Annotated in this window: 11 protein-coding genes; 5 read left to right on the top strand and 6 right to left on the bottom strand. The window is 34.1% G+C overall.

Annotation, left to right across the window (positions count from 1 at the left end):
• Positions 1-35: 35 nt before the first annotated feature.
• The 6 genes from IW18_RS09050 to IW18_RS09075 form a co-directional block, all read right to left on the bottom strand.
• A complete protein-coding gene (locus IW18_RS09050; protein ID WP_041517259.1) occupies positions 36-1,541 on the bottom strand; it encodes a sodium:solute symporter in 1,506 nt (501 codons plus the stop codon).
• A gap of 180 nt (positions 1,542-1,721) precedes the next feature.
• A complete protein-coding gene (murQ, locus tag IW18_RS09055; RefSeq protein WP_041517260.1) occupies positions 1,722-2,549 on the bottom strand; it encodes an N-acetylmuramic acid 6-phosphate etherase in 828 nt (275 codons plus the stop codon).
• Between the two features lie 50 nt (positions 2,550-2,599).
• Positions 2,600-3,799: an exo-beta-N-acetylmuramidase NamZ family protein gene (locus IW18_RS09060; protein ID WP_041517261.1), complete on the bottom strand. Its 1,200-nt coding sequence runs from the start codon at positions 3,797-3,799 to the stop codon at positions 2,600-2,602.
• A gap of 96 nt (positions 3,800-3,895) precedes the next feature.
• Positions 3,896-4,798, bottom strand: a complete 903-nt coding sequence (locus tag IW18_RS09065; protein ID WP_041517262.1) for a DUF4397 domain-containing protein — start codon at positions 4,796-4,798, stop codon at positions 3,896-3,898.
• A 26-nt stretch (positions 4,799-4,824) separates the two neighbouring features.
• The gene (locus IW18_RS09070) at positions 4,825-6,435 is read right to left on the bottom strand and encodes a SusD/RagB family nutrient-binding outer membrane lipoprotein (protein ID WP_041517263.1); all 1,611 of its coding nucleotides are present in this window, start codon (positions 6,433-6,435) and stop codon (positions 4,825-4,827) included.
• A 10-nt stretch (positions 6,436-6,445) separates the two neighbouring features.
• Positions 6,446-9,526, bottom strand: a complete 3,081-nt coding sequence (locus IW18_RS09075) for a SusC/RagA family TonB-linked outer membrane protein (RefSeq protein WP_041517264.1) — start codon at positions 9,524-9,526, stop codon at positions 6,446-6,448.
• Between the two features lie 243 nt (positions 9,527-9,769).
• Here IW18_RS09075 and IW18_RS09080 point away from each other — a divergent pair, with 243 nt between their 5' ends.
• From IW18_RS09080 to IW18_RS09100, 5 genes are all read left to right on the top strand, one after another.
• A complete protein-coding gene (locus IW18_RS09080) occupies positions 9,770-10,519 on the top strand; it encodes a DeoR/GlpR family DNA-binding transcription regulator (RefSeq protein WP_041517265.1) in 750 nt (249 codons plus the stop codon).
• Positions 10,520-10,656: 137 nt separating this feature from the next.
• Entirely contained in the window at positions 10,657-12,582 is a 1,926-nt protein-coding gene (gene nagB, locus IW18_RS09085) for a glucosamine-6-phosphate deaminase (protein ID WP_041517266.1), read from the top strand.
• 109 nt (positions 12,583-12,691) lie between these two features.
• Entirely contained in the window at positions 12,692-15,607 is a 2,916-nt protein-coding gene (locus tag IW18_RS09090; protein WP_041517267.1) for an FAD-binding and (Fe-S)-binding domain-containing protein, read from the top strand.
• 125 nt (positions 15,608-15,732) lie between these two features.
• Complete coding sequence (locus IW18_RS09095; RefSeq protein WP_041517303.1) at positions 15,733-16,554, top strand: alpha/beta hydrolase; 822 nt, start codon at positions 15,733-15,735, stop codon at positions 16,552-16,554.
• Positions 16,555-17,165: 611 nt separating this feature from the next.
• Positions 17,166-18,647, top strand: a complete 1,482-nt coding sequence (locus IW18_RS09100; RefSeq protein WP_041517268.1) for a glycoside hydrolase family 10 protein — start codon at positions 17,166-17,168, stop codon at positions 18,645-18,647.
• Positions 18,648-18,652 lie beyond the last annotated feature (5 nt).

Raw genomic sequence — 18,652 nt, forward strand, 5'->3', positions numbered from 1 at the left:
TTTTATGCTTTTATTTCTAATGATTTAGGAATACTTTAAAAACTTATTTTATTGCTGCTTTTTGAACTTGTCAGGAATAATCCCAAATACGTTATTAATCCGTTTAAGAGTATTAATTCGTTGTCGAACACGTAACCTGAAAATAGTACTTTCGAATTTTCGTTGATTAAATAGGTGAAGAAAGGAGATAACAAACAAATTAGTGGAACTAATTTGTCGCTCACATTTCTTGATTTTTGGAACAATCCAAAAGCATACAATCCTAATAATGGACCATAAGTATAAGATGCAACTTTAAAGATCATTCCAACAACAGAACTGTCGTTGATGGTATTAAAAATAATAATCACGAAGAATATCAATGCCGAAAAACTAATGTGTACAATATGTCTTGTTCGAACAGTATTTTTCTTGCTGTTTTCGGCTTTATCCATGCCTAAAAAGTCTACACAAAAAGAAGTCGTTAAGGCTGTTAAAGCCGAATCTGTTGTGGCAAAAGTTGCGGCAATAATTCCCAGTAAAAATACAATTGCCGGAATTGTCGCTAAATGATTTAAGGCGATTTCAGGAAAAAGTAAATCGGTTCTTGGTTTGCCTGTAATTAAATCAGTTGGAATCGCGATTCCGTTTTTATTTGCATAAATGTACAATAGCGCACCAACACTTAAAAAGAAGATGTTAATAATTACAAAGATTCCTGTAAAGGTAAACATGTTCTTTTGTGCTTCACCAATGTTTTTGCAGCTTAGGTTTTTTTGCATTAAATCTTGATCTAAGCCTGTCATAGCAATAGTTACAAACATTCCGCCTAAAATCTGTTTTGCAAAGTGAAATTTACTTCCGAAAAAATCATCAAAGAAAAATATTTTAGAATAGTTGCTGTTTTTTACTTCTTCGAATGCGCCAATTGCACTTAAATCCATTCGGTCGCAAATAAAATAGATCGTAAGAAAAACCGATGTTACTAGAAAAAACGTTTGTAAAGTATCTGTAATAATAATGGTTTTTAATCCGCCTCTATAGGTATAAGAGAATATTAGAATTAAGGAAATCAACACGGTAAAAGCAAACGGAATATGATAAAAATCAAATACAAAACGCTGTAAAACTATTACAACCAAATAAAGCCTGAACGCAGAACTTACGGTTCTACTAATTAAGAAAATAGATGCCGCAGTTTTGTAACTGTAAAAACCCATTCTTTGCTCAATATATCCGTAAATAGAGGTCAAGTTCATTCTGTAATACAACGGCAAAAGCAATTTTGTAATTACTATAAATCCAAGTGCATTCCCCAATACAAATTGAAAATATTTGAATTGTTCACCGCTTGGAGCGCCTACTTCTCCGGGAACAGATATAAAAGTTACTCCGGAAAGAGCTGTTCCTATCATTCCAAAAGCAACTAAATACCATTTTGAGTTTTTGTTAGCCGTAAAAAAAGCGTCATTTCCGCTATCTTTTCGGCTCACTCGATGTGAGATATAGAATAAAGTCCCGAAATAAATGATGATTAGGATTAGAATTGTACTTGGTGTCATTTTATAGCTTTATTGGTTTGGTTAGTGAATTATACAAATCAGGTCGAAATAGTTTTTTTTCTTTATCAAATCGAACCGGTTTTTATCCCGAGGCTTCGGGACTGTTAGGTTTCTGTTGAAGTTTAAAGAGATAAAACTTGATTGGTATAAATCTATAAAAGATTTTAAAGAGTTTGTGGGTTAGACTTCCAGATTTTTATTTTCGGCAAGTAAAACTGCTCTTACACTTTTGTGTTTTTTGAGTAATTCAGAAGCTTTTTTCTCGTCGATTTTAAGTTCTTCAACAATCATTTCGACACCTCTTTGGACCAGTTTTTTATTAGACAATTGCATGTCGATCATTTTATTACCATATATTCTGCCAAGTTTAATCATAACTGAAGTTGAGATCATGTTTAAAGCCAATTTTTGAGATGTTCCGGCTTTCATTCTTGTACTTCCTGTAAGGAATTCTGGCCCTACAATTAATTCGATAGGATGATCTGCTTGTTTAGAAATAAGGCTTGCGCTGTTGCACGAAATACTACCTGTTGCAATATTGTTTTCTCGTGCTTTTTTTAATCCGCCAATAACATATGGAGTGTTTCCAGAAGCAGCAATACCAATTACTACATCTAAACTCGAAATGTCGTAAGCAGATAAATCTCTCCAGGCTTGATCAATATCGTCTTCGGCATTTTCTACCGCTTTTCTAATAGCTGAGTCGCCACCAGCAATAATCCCAATAATCCAGTTGTCGGGAACTCCAAAAGTAGGCGGACATTCTGAGGCATCAAGAATACCAATTCTTCCCGATGTACCTGCTCCAATATAAAATAATCTTCCGCCAAGTTTCATTTTAGAAACAATAACATCGACTAATTTTTCAATATTAGGAATTTGTTTTTCAATTATATCGGCTACTTTTTTATCTTCATTATTAATACTTGTAAGTAATTCATTTGTGCTCATTTTATCTAAATTAGAATAAAGAGATTCACGTTCTGTATCTGGATTTACTTTTGACATTTCTATTTGATTTTTTTTATTTTAATTTTTTTTTGGGGACAGATTAACTGTTATTTATAAAGTAGATATTTTATGCGCATTTTTTTGAATGCTTCTAAATCCTTCGTCCAGCTTTTTCTAATCATTTCTTCAGAAGTTCCGCTTTCAATTTGTTGTTGTAATTTTTTTGTTCCGGCCAATTTTGTAAAAAAGCCATTAAAGAATTTCGTTTTATCACTTGTATTTTGATAGGCTTTGAGAAGCCATTTTAGCTCCAATTGTTTCAGTTTTGGGTAAGCTGTTAAGTCTTCTCCAAAACATTCTTTGCCATTGTATAATGGATCTTTGGCACCAAAATTTGGTTTAGGAGTAAAAGTAAAATTAGTTTTTGCTAAAAAGGGAGAACCATAAATTTGAAATTGTTTTTCAGTTCCTCGTCCCATACTTACATTAGTTCCTTCAAATAAACATAAACTCGCGTAAAGATTTATAGATTGATCGTTTGGTAAATTTGGAGATGGTTTAACAGGTAAACTGTAATCCATTTTTCTATTATAATCAAGACAAGGAATAACGGTTAGTTTGCATTGAATGCCATCTTTAAGCCATTTTTCTCCATTGACCATTTGTGCATATTCGCCAATAGTCATTCCGTGAAGTAACGGAATAGGGTGCATGCCTACGAAACTTGTAAATTCTTTTTCTAAAAGAGGTCCGTCGACAATGCCACCATTTGGATTTGGTCTGTCAAGAACTATTAGCGGAACGCCATTTTCTGCACAAGCTTCCATTACATAATGCAAAGAAGAAATGTAAGTATAAAAACGTGCACCAACATCTTGCAGATCAAAAATCATGACATCGATTCCTGCTAATTGTGCAGCCTTTGGTTTTTTATTGTCTCCGTAAAGAGATATAATCGATAAACCGGTTTTTGGATCTTTTCCGTCAACAACATGTTCACCTGCATCGGCAGTTCCTCTAAATCCATGTTCCGGAGCAAAAATGGTTTGAATGGCAATTTTTTTCTCTAATAAAAAATCTACCAAATGTGTTTTGTTCGATAAAATTCCGGTTTGATTGGTAACAACTCCAACTTTTTTATCTTTTAGTAAAGGAATATATTTTTCGAAATTATCAGCTCCTGTTTTAATTTCATTACTGATACCAATGATTTTATTTTTAATAATTTCTGTTGATGAATTTGCATTCGATGCATTCGAAACAATTAAAAATAGAATAAAAGTGATTTTTTTAAAGGATTGAAACATAATACAAAAGTTTAAATTAAGCTTAATAAAGGAAAAAAATGAAATAGAATAATTAAATCGAACCACTTTAATCAAAAAGTGGTTCGATTTTTTAGCTTATTTATTTGTTATGAAAGTAACAGATGGGGCATTGGATGTTGCAGTTGGTATTCCGCCGATAATTCCTCTGCAATAGATTGTGTAAATTCTTCCTGCTCTAGGTACAAAAGCAGTATTTGCGGGTGAATTGGCAAGGTTTGCAATTGTTGTTCCTGTAGTTGTTCCTGGAACATTTGTTGGAGAACCTGCAACACGAACCTGCAATTGATATCCTCTTGTGTCTACTGGGTCTTGTGGCTCAATAGCAATGTATTTTTCGTTACCTCCCTTAAAAGTTACATTTCTGTAAGTGTAAACTTCTTTTGTTGTAACTGGTGTTGCGCCAATGGTTGATGTTTCTTTAAGTAATCCTAAATCATAACCTGCTGGTGCCGAATTGCTGATAACATTTATAAAACGAATATAGGCTTTAGTTTTGTCTAAATCAGCAACAGTTAAATCATCGTTTAGTTGATATAGAGAATATACCGGCGGTGTAACAGACGGCGGTGTTGATACTAAGAAACTAGTATAATATTTTCCTGTTTCTGTAGTAATATTTCCATTGAAAATAGTAACTGCAGGAGTTACAGGCGTCAAAACACTCAAAGGTTGTGTTCCTGGTTTCATCAAAACATAATTAATTGGCACTGGATATTGAGCTCCATAATTCATGCCAACTGGCACTCCAGTTGTAACACTTACAGCCGAAATTTTTTCAGTTCCTGTAAAGTAATTAATTTGAAAATTAGTTCCATTTGGACCAACAGCTGCGTGAACAAATTTTACGTTAGAAGCATTTGCAATTCCGTCTTTACTCTGATATGGAGTCTGGTCGTTTTCGTCGCCGCAGGATGTAAATGCAAGTACTCCAAGTATTGGAATAATTGACTTTTTTATGGTGTTAAATATATTTTTCATCTAATAGATTTTTAGTTTTTAAGAAATTAATTTTTAGAAAACCACATTTCTTGAGTATGGTAATCTACCTTATCTGCTCCAATCGCTTTTAAAGCATCAAAATTCCAAACATATTCTGAGTTAAATCTCGGACGAACTCTGTATGGTAAATTTCCATTATTGTCAACAAATAAACCTCCGTTTGGTAAAAAACTCATCGTCTTGTAAACATCTGTATTATAATGATATTTACGCAAATCTGTCCAAGTTTCTAACATTCCGTAACCAAATAAAGCTACATATTTTTGAAGCATAATCTGGCTGATAGTCAAGTTTGCAGCTGTTGGAACAATATTTACATTGGTTAAGAATGCTGTTTTTTCAGCAGCTGTAATTGTCGATGTAATAGGGAAAATTGTACTTACAACAGTATTCGTATTTACAAAATCGATATTGGCGTCAATTGCTTTTTTGTAAGCATCTAAAGCCATGGTTTTGTCTCCTTTTATAAAAGCAGCTTCAGCTTTAATAAATTGAATTTCTGAATACGTCATTAAAGGAAAATTCGCTTTATCTCTAAAAAGATATCTTCCTGGAGTTGCAACAGTTCCCGCAGCATACGTTCCATAAATATTTGGAATTCTGCTTACGTTTGTTGCAACTGTAGAAGCTGTAGTATTTAATGGGTTTCCATTAAAAGTATATTTACTCGGATCTGGATTTGCAGCAGATGCTGGAGCTAATTCAGATTGACCTACAGAAGGTGCCAAAACTCTAGAGATTCTAGGATCTTTTACACCAAAAATAGTTCCGTCCATTGTTCGCACAGCAAAATCAGTTTGACGGTAAGTATTGAAATTATTTCTTCCAGGGCCGTAAAAATTAATGTCTGTAGAAACAGTTCCGTTGTATCTAATTAAAGCATTGTCGGCATTAGAAGCCAATGATTTATCACAGTATTCAATTACTTTATCTGCGTTGTAAGAAGCTTTATTGATTTGATTGTTTAAGTTTCTAGCCAATACTCCATAAGCAAACTTAACCCATTTAGAACGGTCTCCGCCGTACATTTTATCTCCTGGAGCAGTATAAGTCTGAGAAACATTTCCGTCTGTACGATTTAAATCTGTTAGACCTTCATTCAATAAACGAATCACTTCAGCATATACTTTTTCCTGAGGAACATAATCAAAAGAAAGACGCGAAGTAAAAACTTGATCAAAATCGATTAATTCTGAATGATAATCTGTGGCAACCTGCCAAGTCCAAGCTCTAATAACTTTTGCGATTCCAGTAATATCATGACGCTGTTCCGAAACTGCTTTTTCTTGTAATTTGGTTAAGTTTAAACCAATAGCAAAATACGCCATTTTCCAGATTTCACCACCTGTATCACTATTTGATTGATATCCAAAACGATCCCATTCACTTCCTGCAGCACCAGCTGTAGCAGTACTAAAATTTTGAGTGTATCGTCCTAAACATCTGTTGTCAAATTGTAATCCTACAGCCATTTGCTGTTCAATTGGAGGCATTAATGCTGGTGCCGAAACATCAACAGGAAAACTTGGATTTACGTTTATATCTTCTAAGTCGTTGCAAGAAATCATTGTGGCTACAAGACCTAATGCGGCTATATATGTTTTAATATTTTTCATAGTCAATTAATTAAAGTCCGATTTTTAATCCTAAGTTCAAACCTCTAGGTGTAGAAACTACTCCAAAGTCAAAACCTGTTCCTCCAGCACCTCCAGTTGAAGCATTAGTTCCATTAACCGAAGGATCAGCTCCAGTATAATTTGTAATGATAAAAACATCGGTCATTGTTACATAAAGAGAAAGTGCGTTAATGAATGTTTTTTTCAATATTTCAGAAGGCATTTGATAGCTTAAAGTAATATCTCTCATTCTTAGCCAGTTGATATCTTTTTCGACAAAATCAGCATCGATAGCACCAGTTCTGTAATATTCGTTTTGAACACTTGGTCTTACCGGAATATTATTTTGTGTCGGAGTAGCTGAGTTTTCTAAACCATCTCTTAAAACACCTTTTACAATTCTTGTTTGTTCGCGATCTAAAGTTTTGGTAGATAAACCGTTTTGGTACAAATAGAATTCAGTTCCGTTATAAATATCACCGCCTTTTCTTATATCTAGCAAGAATGATAAACTAAGGTCTTTGTACGTAAACGTGTTTTGCAACCCAAGCATGTAATCTGGATTTCTGTCTCCAATAATTTTAAAGTTTGGATCTTTTAAAGCATAACCAGTGTTTGGATCAATTAAAGGCTCACCTGCATTATTTCTCAAATAATCATTTCCTGTTAAAGTGGTTAGCGGATTTCCAACAGTTACCCCACCGCGAACATTTCCGTAAAGCCAAGTATCTGAAACATAATATTCAGAAATAACAGAAGGAAGATTTAATAATTTAGAACGTGTTTTGCTGAAATTAGCACTTACATTCCAAGAAAAATTATCTTTTTTAATAGGTGTTGCATTTAAAGTAATCTCTAGACCTTGGTTTTGTAAATCTCCAAAGTTAGCAGAAGTTACCACGAATCCTGTTCCGTAGCTTAAACGCATATTTCTTAGAATCGGATCGATTGTTTTTGTACTGTAAACCGCAACATCTAATCCAACACGGTTGTTAAAGAATTTTAATTCTGTACCCAATTCAAATGATTTACGGAATTCAGGTTTTAAATTCGGATTTGCACCTGTGACGCCATACGCATAACCTCCGTCTGTAGTCAACTGTGGAGTGAAAACAGGTTGTGCAGAATATGGAGAAGGAATATTAGCTGCTTCTGCATAAGAAGCTCTCAATTTTCCATAAGAAAGTATTTCTTTGTTTTTCAATGCGTTCAAGTTTGTGAAAACGAAACTCGTTGAAACAGAAGGGTAGAAAAACGGATCTGGTAATACAGAAGTCCAGTCTTCACGTCCAGTTAATGTCAAATAAACAATTTTGTCATAATCTAAACTTACCTCAGAAAAGAAACCAATAACTTTGCTTTGAATAATTCTCTCTTGAGATCTTTGCGTTGTAGCATCAGTATTGTTGATAGAGTAGAAGTTAGGGTCAAAAAATCTGCTTCCTGTTGTAGATAAAATTCTATAATCATTATCATTAACCGAGTTACCGACCATAATTTTGGTGTTGAATTTTCCGAATGACTTTTTAGCAGTAACTAATAAAGTAGTGTTTAAATTACTGGTATTAGAATAGTACGATTCGATATAACCTCCAGGAGTAATTCCTGCGGCAGATTCTGGATGAATGGCTCTGTAACCTTGAGCAGAATTTACATCCCAGCCCACGCGGCCTGTAAAGTTAAGCCAAGAAGTTGGGTCGTAAATTAATCCAACATTGGTAACAAAACGATTGTTGAAATCTTCAGATAAGTTTTTGTTTACATCCCAGAACGGATTATCAGTTTCAGTATCTAAAACACCAGACGTAATTTTTCTTCTCGTTCCGTCTGGATTTAAATAATTGCTGGCATCGTCATTTGCCGGCCATGTTAAAAGCGAAAGTAAATATCCTGCATCTCTTACACCTGGAGTTTGCACAGCAGATCCAGCTCCTTTTGCTGCTTTTTGATTGTCTGATTTTGTAAAACTAAAACTAGCTTCAGATCTTAATTTTGAAGATAATTTAGCAGAAGCGTTCAAATTAGCAGTCAAACGGCTGTAACCTGTATTAGGAACAACACCTTCTTGCTCTAAGTTTGAAATAGATAATCGGTAAGAAGTAGTTTCTGTACCCGCTTCAAACGAAAGATTATGAGTTGTTGAAACGGCAGTCTTGAAGAAATTTTTAACATTATTATAAAATTGAGTTCCCGGTTCGTAAGCCGTTCCAAATTGTCTTCTATAATCTGGATTGTTTACACCATCAGAACCTCTTTGATATACTTTTTGAGTTTCAGGAAAACGGTATAAATTATCAAATCTTGTATTAGTAGAATAAGTAAGTCTTCCAACACCTTTTTTACCTTTTTTAGTAGTAATTACGATTGCACCATTTCCAGCCTGCATTCCGTAAAGCGCTGCAGCCTCAGGTCCTTTTAAGATAACCACAGATTCAATATCGTCTGGATTAATATCCGCACCTCTATTGGTGTAATCCTGTGTTCTGTTTGGAGCATTAGAGATAGTTAAACCTTGATCCATTGTTTCGTTGCTTACAGGTAAACCGTCTACAACATATAAAGGAGAGTTGCTTCCGCTAAGCGAATTTACCCCTCTTAACTGAATCGCTGCCGAGGCACCCGGAGCGCCAGAAGTACTTGTTACATTTAAACCTGCAACACGACCTTGTAATGCAGTAGCAAAGTTAGGACGCTGTGTGTCTGCAATTTCTTTACCTTTTACTTCCTGCACAGCATATCCTAAAGAAGATTTATTACGAACAATACCCATTGAACCAACGATTGTTACATTGTTTAATGTTTGTGCACTTTCAGAAATAACTATTTTTAAATCATTTCCGTTTACAATAACTTCTTTATTGTTAAAACCGATGTAAGACACTTGAATAACATCTCCTTGACGTGCTTTTATCGAAAAAGTTCCATCAGCTCCTGTTGAAGTTTGATCTTTAGATCCCTGCACTAAAATGTTTGCTCCCGGCAATGCGTTTCCACTACCATCGGTGACTTTACCTTTTACTGTTGAATTTTGGGAATAACCTGCGAGTATTCCGAAAAAGAAAAGTAAAAGAACTAAATACTTTTTTTTCATATTGGCTTAATTGTTTTGGTTAGAATGGCGAAATTTAGAAATTATTTTCGAATAAATGCGGGATTATGTATTTTTTTTCAAAAAATTATTCGAATATTGCAAAATAACGCATGTTTTGCGTATAAATTGGTTTTGTTTTTATTTGTGATGTCTCAAAATGCAGACTATTGCGGTTTTTCATAGAACATCTTCTTGCAATTGAAATATTTGATATATTTGTGTTGAATTCTTAATTTTTTTAAAATGCTGAAAGCTGAAAGACATAAATATATAATGACAAAACTCATTGAGGAGCAAAAGGTTGTTACGACAGATTTGGCTTTTGATCTGGATTTGTCGGAAGATACAATAAGGCGGGATCTAAACGAATTAGATAGCAAAAAGCTCTTGGAGAAGGTTTATGGGGGAGCAATACAAATTACAGAAAAAACGGTTGACGTTTTTAATATTGATATAAGTGGTGAGGAAGTAAAGAAACAAATCGCAACAAAAGCTTTGTCTTTATTACATGACGGACAAGTTATTATAATGAGCGGAGGAAGCACCAATTTGGTGTTTGCAAAATTAATTCCTTCCGATTTAAAAGCTACAATATATACCTATAGCTTACCAATCGCCATGCAATTATCACAACATCCAAATGTAGATTTAATATTTATTGGTGGGAAAATGCAGAAAAACGCAATGGTAACAATAGGTATGGATGTAATTCAGGTAGTATCGAAGATTAAAGCTGATATTTGTTTTATTGGAGCCAGTAGTATTAATATAAAACAAGGATTAACTGAAATAGGATATGAGATTTCTATTGTGAAAAAAGCAATGATAGAAGCTTCTGATAGAGTTGTTTCGATGTTTTCTTCAGATAAATTAAACACAAAAATGCCACACGTAGTTTGCGATCTTAGTCAATTAAGTACTATTGTTACAGATTTAGATCCAAACGATGAAATGTTAGAAGAATATCGAAAAGCAGGTGTTTCTGTTCTTTAGTTTGAGATTTATTTAATATTTCATGCGTTATTTTGCGTGTTTAAAATTTAATTTTGTTAAATGACGCAAAATAATGAATTCGCTTTATTTTTTGTATATATTTGTTAAACCAAAAAAATTAACAAATCGAATATACTATGAAAACCAGTACTTCTTTGGCTTACGATATACCCGGAAAATTTGAAGAAACCCGTTTTGAAAAAAATCATAATGTTATTTTTGAAAACTCAATTGAAGCTTCAAAAGTAGTTGCGCAAGAAATTGCCGAATTAATCCGTTCAAAACAAGTTAAAAATAAAACCTGCGTACTTGGTCTTGCTACAGGATCATCTCCAATAAAAGTATACGAAGAGTTGGTTCGCATGCATAAAGAAGAGGATTTAAGTTTTCATAATGTTGTCTCTTTTAATCTGGATGAATATTATCCGATGACAAAAGAAAATCGTCAGAGCTATCATTATTTTATGCATCAATATTTATTCAATCATATAGATATTAAGCCAGAAAATGTAAATATCCCAGACGGAACAGTTGCAATAGAAGATTTGAATCAATATTGTGTTGATTACGAATTAAAAATAAAAGAAGCCGGTGGACTTGATTTTCAATTATTAGGAATTGGTCGTACCGGACACGTAGGTTTCAATGAGCCAGGCTCGCATATCAATTCCGGAACCAGAATTATAACATTAGATCATATTACCAGAGTCGATGCTTCGTCAGACTTTAACGGTATCGACAACGTTCCTACAAGAGCCATTACAATGGGAGTTTCTACAATTCTAAGATCTAAAAGAATTGTTTTAATGGCTTGGGGACAAAACAAAGCTGCAATTATCAAAAGAACTATTCAAGGAGAAATTACCTCTGAAGTTCCTGCCACTTTTTTACAAAATCATTCTAATGCTACTTTTGTATTAGACCAATTTTCTGCATCAGAATTAACCCGATTCGAAACGCCGTGGTTGGTTGGTGGTTGTACTTGGACGCAAGAATTAAAAAGTAAAGCCATCGTTTGGCTTTGTAAAGAAACCAAACAATCCATCTTAAAATTAACAGACAGAGATTATAACAATAACGGAATGTCTGATCTGTTAGCCCAAGAAGGTTCTTCGTACGATTTGAATATTAATATGTTCAATGTTTTACAGCACACCATAACAGGCTGGCCGGGCGGAAAACCAAATACAGAGGATTCTCATAGACCAGAAAGAGCAAACCCAGCTGAGAAAAGAGTAATTCTTTTTAGTCCGCATCCTGATGATGATGTGATCTCTATGGGAGGAACATTTTCTAAATTAATAAAACAAGGTCATGATGTTCACGTAGTGTATCAAACCTCAGGAAATATTGCCGTTACAGATGATGAAGCATTAAAATTTGCCGAAGTATGTAATGATTTTATCGGAAAAGAAATTGAAGGCGTTAATTTCTCATCCGTAATTAATTTTCTAAACAATAAAACAGAAAATCAAATAGATTCATTGGAAGTTAGAAAGTTAAAAGGACTTATAAGACGTCGTGAATCTTATGCCGCTACAAGATATATTGGGCTAAAAGATGAGAATACACACTTTCTTGATCTTCCATTTTATGAAACAGGTCAGGTAAAGAAAAAGCCTTTAGGACTTGAAGATATAGCAATCGTAAAAGATATTATTGCCAAAATAAAGCCACATCAGGTATTTGCTGCGGGAGATCTTGCAGATCCTCACGGAACACACGAAGTTTGTTTAAATGCCATATTTGCTGCCATGAAGGAATTAAAACCTGAAAAATACATGGACGATTGTTGGCTTTGGTTATACCGAGGTGCTTGGCACGAATGGGATATTCATGAAATCGATATGGCAGTTCCGCTTTCGCCATCAGAAGTATTATTGAAACGTCATGCCATTTTATACCATCAATCTCAGAAAGACAGAGTAATGTTTCAAGGAAATGACTCAAGAGAATTTTGGGTGAGAGCCGAAGACCGTAATAAAAATACAGCCATTTTATATGATCAGTTAGGATTAGCAGAATACGAAGCAATCGAAGCCTTTAAACGTTTTGATTATTAGTAAACCTTTATGTTTTTTAGATGGTAAGCCTAACAGGTTTTTTAAACCTGTTAGGACTTTTATAAACCAGATTATTCCAAATTAACCAAGAACCACCAATTACCAAATAATGTCCAATTCTCTTCCATTACAGCAACTATCAGATTCATTAGAAGGAACTCTTTTTTATGACGATCTTCATAAAAAATTATATGCCACTGATGCATCAGCTTACAGGATTATACCTGAGGCAGTAGCAGTTCCAAAAACAGAAGAAGATATTGTTAAAATCATTCGCTTTGCCTCAAAAAATAAAATCTCAATAACACCAAGAACAGCAGGAACTTCGCTGGCTGGACAAACAGTTGGAAACGGAATTATTGTAGATGTTTCGAAGCACTTTACAAAAATTGTTTCTTTTGATCCTGTAAAGAAAACCATAACAGTACAACCGGGAGTTATTAGAGATGAATTGAATTTGTTTTTAAAACCATATGGTCTATTTTTTGGTCCAAATACCTCGACCACAAATCGTTGTATGATTGGCGGAATGGTTGGTAATAATTCATCTGGAACCACATCAATACGTTACGGAGTTACGCGCGACAAAATAGTCGAGATTAGAGCCGTATTAAGCGACGGAAGTATTGTGGTTTTTAAAGATCTGTCTTCAGAAGAATTTATGGAGAAGACAAAAGGAGATTCATTAGAAAATAAAATTTACAAAAGAATCTATGAGGAACTTTCGAATAAAGAAAATCAGGAAGAGATTGTAAAAGAATTTCCAAAGCCAGAAATTCATCGAAGAAATACAGGTTATGCGATTGATATACTCTTAAAATCAGAACTATTTTCAGGTTCAGAAAACACAATAAATTTAGGAAAACTACTTTGCGGAAGTGAAGGAACCTTAGCGTTTACCACTGAAATTACACTAAAAGTAGATGATTTACCGCCAACCAATAATGTAATGGTTGTGGCGCATTTTCATACTATTCAGGAAAGTTTAGAAGCCGTAGTTACCGCAATGAAACATCATTTGTACACTTGTGAAATGATGGATGATACAATTTTAAATTGTACTAAAACCAATAGAGAACAAGCCAAAAACAGATTTTTTATAGTAGGCGAACCAAAAGCAGTAATTATGCTCGAAGTAGGTTCGCACTTAAGTATGGAAGATGCAGAATTGCAGGCTGATGCTTTGATAAAAGATCTTGAGGAGAATAATTTTGGATATGCTTTGCCTAAAATTTATGGATCGGACATTGATAAAATAAACGATTTACGAAAAGCAGGTTTGGGACTTTTGGGTAGTATTGTTGGAGATGACAAGGCTGCAGATTCTATTGAAGATACTGCGGTTGAAGTAAGTGACTTACCAAATTATATTGCAGATTTTGCGGCCATGATGAAAAGTCACGGACAAGACGCCATTTATTATGCACACGCCGGAGCAGGAGAAATTCACTTGCGCCCGGTTTTAAATTTAAAAACAAAAGAAGGATTACACCAATTTAGAAACATCGCTACAGAAGTGGCTATTTTGGTAAAAAAATACAGAGGTTCACTTAGCGGTGAACACGGTGATGGAATAGTGCGTGGGGAATTTTTGCCGTTTATGATTGGCGATAAAAATTACGAATTATTAAAACGTATAAAAAACGCTTTTGATCCAAATACAATTTTGAATGTTGGAAAAATTGTAAACGCTTTTAAAATGGATGAAAATCTTCGTGTTGAGGCAGGAAGGATTGAACCAGATATAAAAACCATTCAGGATTTCTCAGACAGTATGGGAATTTTGCGTGCTACTGAAAAGTGTAATGGATCTGGCGATTGCAGAAAAATGCCATCGGCAGGAGGAACTTTATGTCCAAGTTATCGTGCCACGCGAAATGAAAAAGATACCACTCGTGCCAGAGCCAATGCGCTGAGAGAATATCTAACACATTCTGAAAAAGACAATAAGTTCGACCACGAAGAATTATATAAAGTATTTGAATTGTGTGTAAGTTGTAAAGCCTGCGCAAGCGAATGTCCAAGTAATGTAGATGTTGCCACTTTAAAAGCAGAGTTTTTGTACCAATATCAAAAAGCAAACGGATTCTCTTTTCGAAACAAAGTGTTTGCATTTAATTCCAAACTGAATCAGTTGGGAAGTGTTGCTCCCTCGATTACTAATTTTGTTTCCAATTTGTCATTGGTCAAAAAAAGTATGGGAATTGCACCAAAAAGACAAGTACCTTTATTAGCGCCTAAAACTTTTAGAAAATGGTACGAAAAAAATAAAAAATCAGGCGAAAATAATTCTTTTAAAAACGGAAAAGTCTATCTTTTTTGTGATGAGTTTACAAACTATTATGATGTTTCGGTAGGAATTGATGCTTACGAATTATTAACAGCATTGGGTTACGAAGTAATTGTTACTAATCACGAAGAAAGCGGAAGAGCTTTTATATCAAAAGGTTTTCTGGAAGAAGCTCAAGAAATCGCTAATAAAAATGTGAATCTTTTTGCAACTTTAATTTCGGAGAATATTCCGTTAATTGGTATTGAACCATCGGCCATCTTAACTTTTAGAGACGAATATATTCGATTGGCAAGAGATAAAGAAAGTGCAGAGAAATTAGCAAAAAATACCTTTACAGTCGAAGAGTTTTTTAAAAGAGAAATAACAAAAGGGAAAATTCATTCCGGTCAATTTTCTGAAATAGAAAAGACAATAAAAATTCACGGACACTGTCATCAAAAATCATTAAGTACAGTCGAAGCTTCTTTTGCAATGCTCAATTTGCCCAAAAATAGTTCAGTTACGATTTACAATTCAGGTTGTTGTGGTATGGCGGGTTCATTTGGGTATGAAAAAGAGCATTACGAAATTAGTATGAAAATGGGTGAAGACACTTTGTTTCCAAAAATTCGTGCAACTGAATCTACAACTGCAATTGCAGCAGCAGGAACAAGTTGTCGCCATCAAATTTTTGACGGAACAAATAGAAAAGCAATGCATCCGGTAACAATTTTAAGAGATTGCTTAAAGTAAATTTTAGAATTTTTAAATGAAACTTAATTTTCTTTTACCATTAAGATATTAAGCTTTATAAACTTAATATCTTAATGGTAAAAAATAAGGAACTTATTTTGAAAAAGTTACTAAAACAAGATTTTATGAAAAAAACAATCTACACATTATTTCTGGCATTTGTATTCTTTTCTGCTCAAGCAGCAAAAGTAGATACCATTCAGGTTTTTAGTGCTTCGATGAATAAGAACATAAAAACGTGTGTAATAGTTCCTGACAATTATAAAAAAAGCAAGAAAAAATTTCCCGTTGTTTATTTGCTTCACGGTTATAGTGGTAATTATGCTACTTGGGTAAAAAGTTTTAAACACGTTGGAGAACAGGTAGATAAATATGGTTTTATAGTAATAGGTGTCGATGGAAATTTTTCGAGTTGGTATTTTGATAGTCCAATAGATCCAAGTTTTAAATACGAAACCTATGTAATAAATGAATTAGTCCCTTTTGTAGATAAAAACTATAAAACAATTGCAAATCGAGAAAGTCGTGCAATATCTGGCCTTAGTATGGGCGGGCACGGCGCATTGTATTTGTCATTTAAACATCAGGACATTTTTGGAGCAGCAGGAAGTATGAGCGGAGGAGTAGATTTTCGTCCGTTTCCGGAAAAGTGGGATATCAAAAAACGATTAGGTTCAATAACAGAGTTTCCTGAAAATTGGGATAAAAACACAGTTACCAATATGCTGGATTTGGTAAAAGACAACAACTTAAAACTAATTATAGATTGTGGTGTTGATGACTTTTTTATAGATGTAAACAGACAACTTCATACAAAGATGTTGGCTTTAAAAATTAATCACGATTACATCGAACGTCCCGGACAACATAATATTGAATATTGGGAAAACTCCTTGAAGTTCCAATTGTTATTTTTTAGTAATTATTTTGAGGTACAAAGGTTTTGAGGTACAAAGGTGCAAAGGTTTTTTGCGTAGAGACGCACTGCTGTGCGTCTAAAGTTTAGATTAAAAGGTTTTTTACGCAGAGACGCACAGCAGGGCGTCTAACACAAAGTAACCACGATATAATTTATTTATAATAATAAGTTCAATAAGTAATTATGTGTTGCGATTCTATAAAAAATATGCGGTACATAAATTTTGTTTGGTTATCCTAACAGGTTTTTAAAATCTGTTAGGTTTTTTTACCACACATAAAAGAATTAAAGAGATTTTTTTCGCCACGAATTACACGAATTTCCAGGAATTAAATCTGAGAGAGAAAAGTTTCGCCACAGATTAAGGGATTAAAAAGATTTAGACAAGCTGTAAAGCTTAATTGTTGACCTTTTTTCCATTCAGTTTGTCATTTCGACGAAGGAGAAATCACACAAATTGAGAACGAACTATTGTCGAATATAGGATGTGATTTCTCCTTCGTCGAAATGGCAATATTGAGAAAATAGTCGCGAACCTTTATTTTCCTAGTCACAATAGGAATTGTCAGTTTTGCGGCTAAGTTTTCTGTTACAGCTTACACGAATCAAAAAAAACTAACTAACCAAAAAACAGTAATTATGAAAAGTTTAAAAATTCTTATTCTAGTACTACTGCTTCAGACAAAACTTTTTAGTCAGGAATCTCCAAAAAGAGAAATGCGGGCAGTTTGGATTTCGTCAGTAGATAATATCGACTGGCCATCAAAACCTGGGCTTTCAGACAAGCAAATGAAATCTGAAATGATTACCATTTTGGATAATTTGAGATCTTATAATATGAATACCGTCGTTTTTCAAATTCGTCCAACAGCCGATGCTTACTACAAATCGACAAAAGAACCGGCATCACATTGGATAACGGGAAGTCAAGGAGTCGCTCCAGCTTTTGATCCATTACAATTAATGATTGATGAAGCTGGAAAAAGAGGAATGAACGTACATGTTTGGCTAAATCCTTATCGTGTACAACAAGATACAGCCAAATCTGTACTTGCCAAAACACATTTATTTTTTAAGAAACCCGAGTTATTTGTTACCTACGGAAGATCGAGATATTTTAATCCGGGTTTAAAAGAAACCAGAGATTTTGTTTCGTCTGTAGTGGGTGAAATTGTTCGCAAATATGACATTCAGGCGATACATATGGACGATTATTTTTATCCGTATAGAATTGAAGGAAAAGAATTTCCAGATCAGAAAGCCTTTATAAAAGAGCCACGCCAGTTTAAAGACAAAGACGATTGGAGAAGAGATAATGTCGACTTAATCATCAAACAAATTAGAGACACCATAATTGCAAATAAACCAGAAGTCGAATTTGGGATTTCGCCCTTTGGAGTTTGGCGAAATATAGCCAAAGATTCAGAAGGTTCAAATACATTAGCCGGAGCATCCAACTACGATGACTTGTATTCTAATATTTTAAAATGGCAAAAAGAAAACTGGATCGATTATGTAACACCACAATTGTACTGGCATATTGGTTTTAAGAGAGCTGATTTTGAAGTTTTGGCAAAATGGTGGGCTGCCCACAAATACGGAACAAATGTTTATATCGGACATGGTGAGTATAAACTTTCGACTAAATCTCCTGACCCAGAATGGAGAACTCCTGATCAAATCGTAAAGCAAATAGATATGATTCGATCTATGCCATTAATTGATGGTTCTATGCATTTTACAGCAAATAATTTCTTGAAAAAAGGAGATACATTACGAAAACCACTTGTCGAGAAACTATACAAATATATCGCGCTTACTCCCGAAGCAAATAGAATTACAAGAATAAAACCGCAGTCGCCAACAAACGCTGTGATTGCCAAAAACGGAAGTAAATTGTTATTGACTTGGAAAGCAGGATTAAACGACAAGAAATACGTGATTTATAGATTTCCAAAAAAGAACATAACCGATTTTAATAATCCTGAGAATATTTATTACGTAACAACGGCAACACAATTAGAAATGCCAAGTACAAATTTTGAAAATTACGTTTATGCCATTTCCGCTTTGAGTCAAACTCAAACCGAAAGTGCTCCAGTAGAATTTGTAAAAAAATAAAAGAA

This window comes from Flavobacterium hibernum (assembly GCF_000832125.1).
GTDB classification, from domain to species: domain Bacteria; phylum Bacteroidota; class Bacteroidia; order Flavobacteriales; family Flavobacteriaceae; genus Flavobacterium; species Flavobacterium hibernum.

What these genes read in the sequence shown, in the direction of transcription:
- IW18_RS09050 (WP_041517259.1), bottom strand. Translation starts at nt 1,541, where the DNA reads ATGACACCAAGTACAATTCTAATCCTAATCATCATTTATTTCGGGACT.
- murQ (WP_041517260.1), bottom strand. Translation starts at nt 2,549, where the DNA reads ATGTCAAAAGTAAATCCAGATACAGAACGTGAATCTCTTTATTCTAAT.
- IW18_RS09060 (WP_041517261.1), bottom strand. Translation starts at nt 3,799, where the DNA reads ATGTTTCAATCCTTTAAAAAAATCACTTTTATTCTATTTTTAATTGTT.
- IW18_RS09065 (WP_041517262.1), bottom strand. Translation starts at nt 4,798, where the DNA reads ATGAAAAATATATTTAACACCATAAAAAAGTCAATTATTCCAATACTT.
- IW18_RS09070 (WP_041517263.1), bottom strand. Translation starts at nt 6,435, where the DNA reads ATGAAAAATATTAAAACATATATAGCCGCATTAGGTCTTGTAGCCACA.
- IW18_RS09075 (WP_041517264.1), bottom strand. Translation starts at nt 9,526, where the DNA reads ATGAAAAAAAAGTATTTAGTTCTTTTACTTTTCTTTTTCGGAATACTC.
- IW18_RS09080 (WP_041517265.1), top strand. Translation starts at nt 9,770, where the DNA reads ATGCTGAAAGCTGAAAGACATAAATATATAATGACAAAACTCATTGAG.
- nagB (WP_041517266.1), top strand. Translation starts at nt 10,657, where the DNA reads ATGAAAACCAGTACTTCTTTGGCTTACGATATACCCGGAAAATTTGAA.
- IW18_RS09090 (WP_041517267.1), top strand. Translation starts at nt 12,692, where the DNA reads ATGTCCAATTCTCTTCCATTACAGCAACTATCAGATTCATTAGAAGGA.
- IW18_RS09095 (WP_041517303.1), top strand. Translation starts at nt 15,733, where the DNA reads ATGAAAAAAACAATCTACACATTATTTCTGGCATTTGTATTCTTTTCT.
- IW18_RS09100 (WP_041517268.1), top strand. Translation starts at nt 17,166, where the DNA reads ATGAAAAGTTTAAAAATTCTTATTCTAGTACTACTGCTTCAGACAAAA.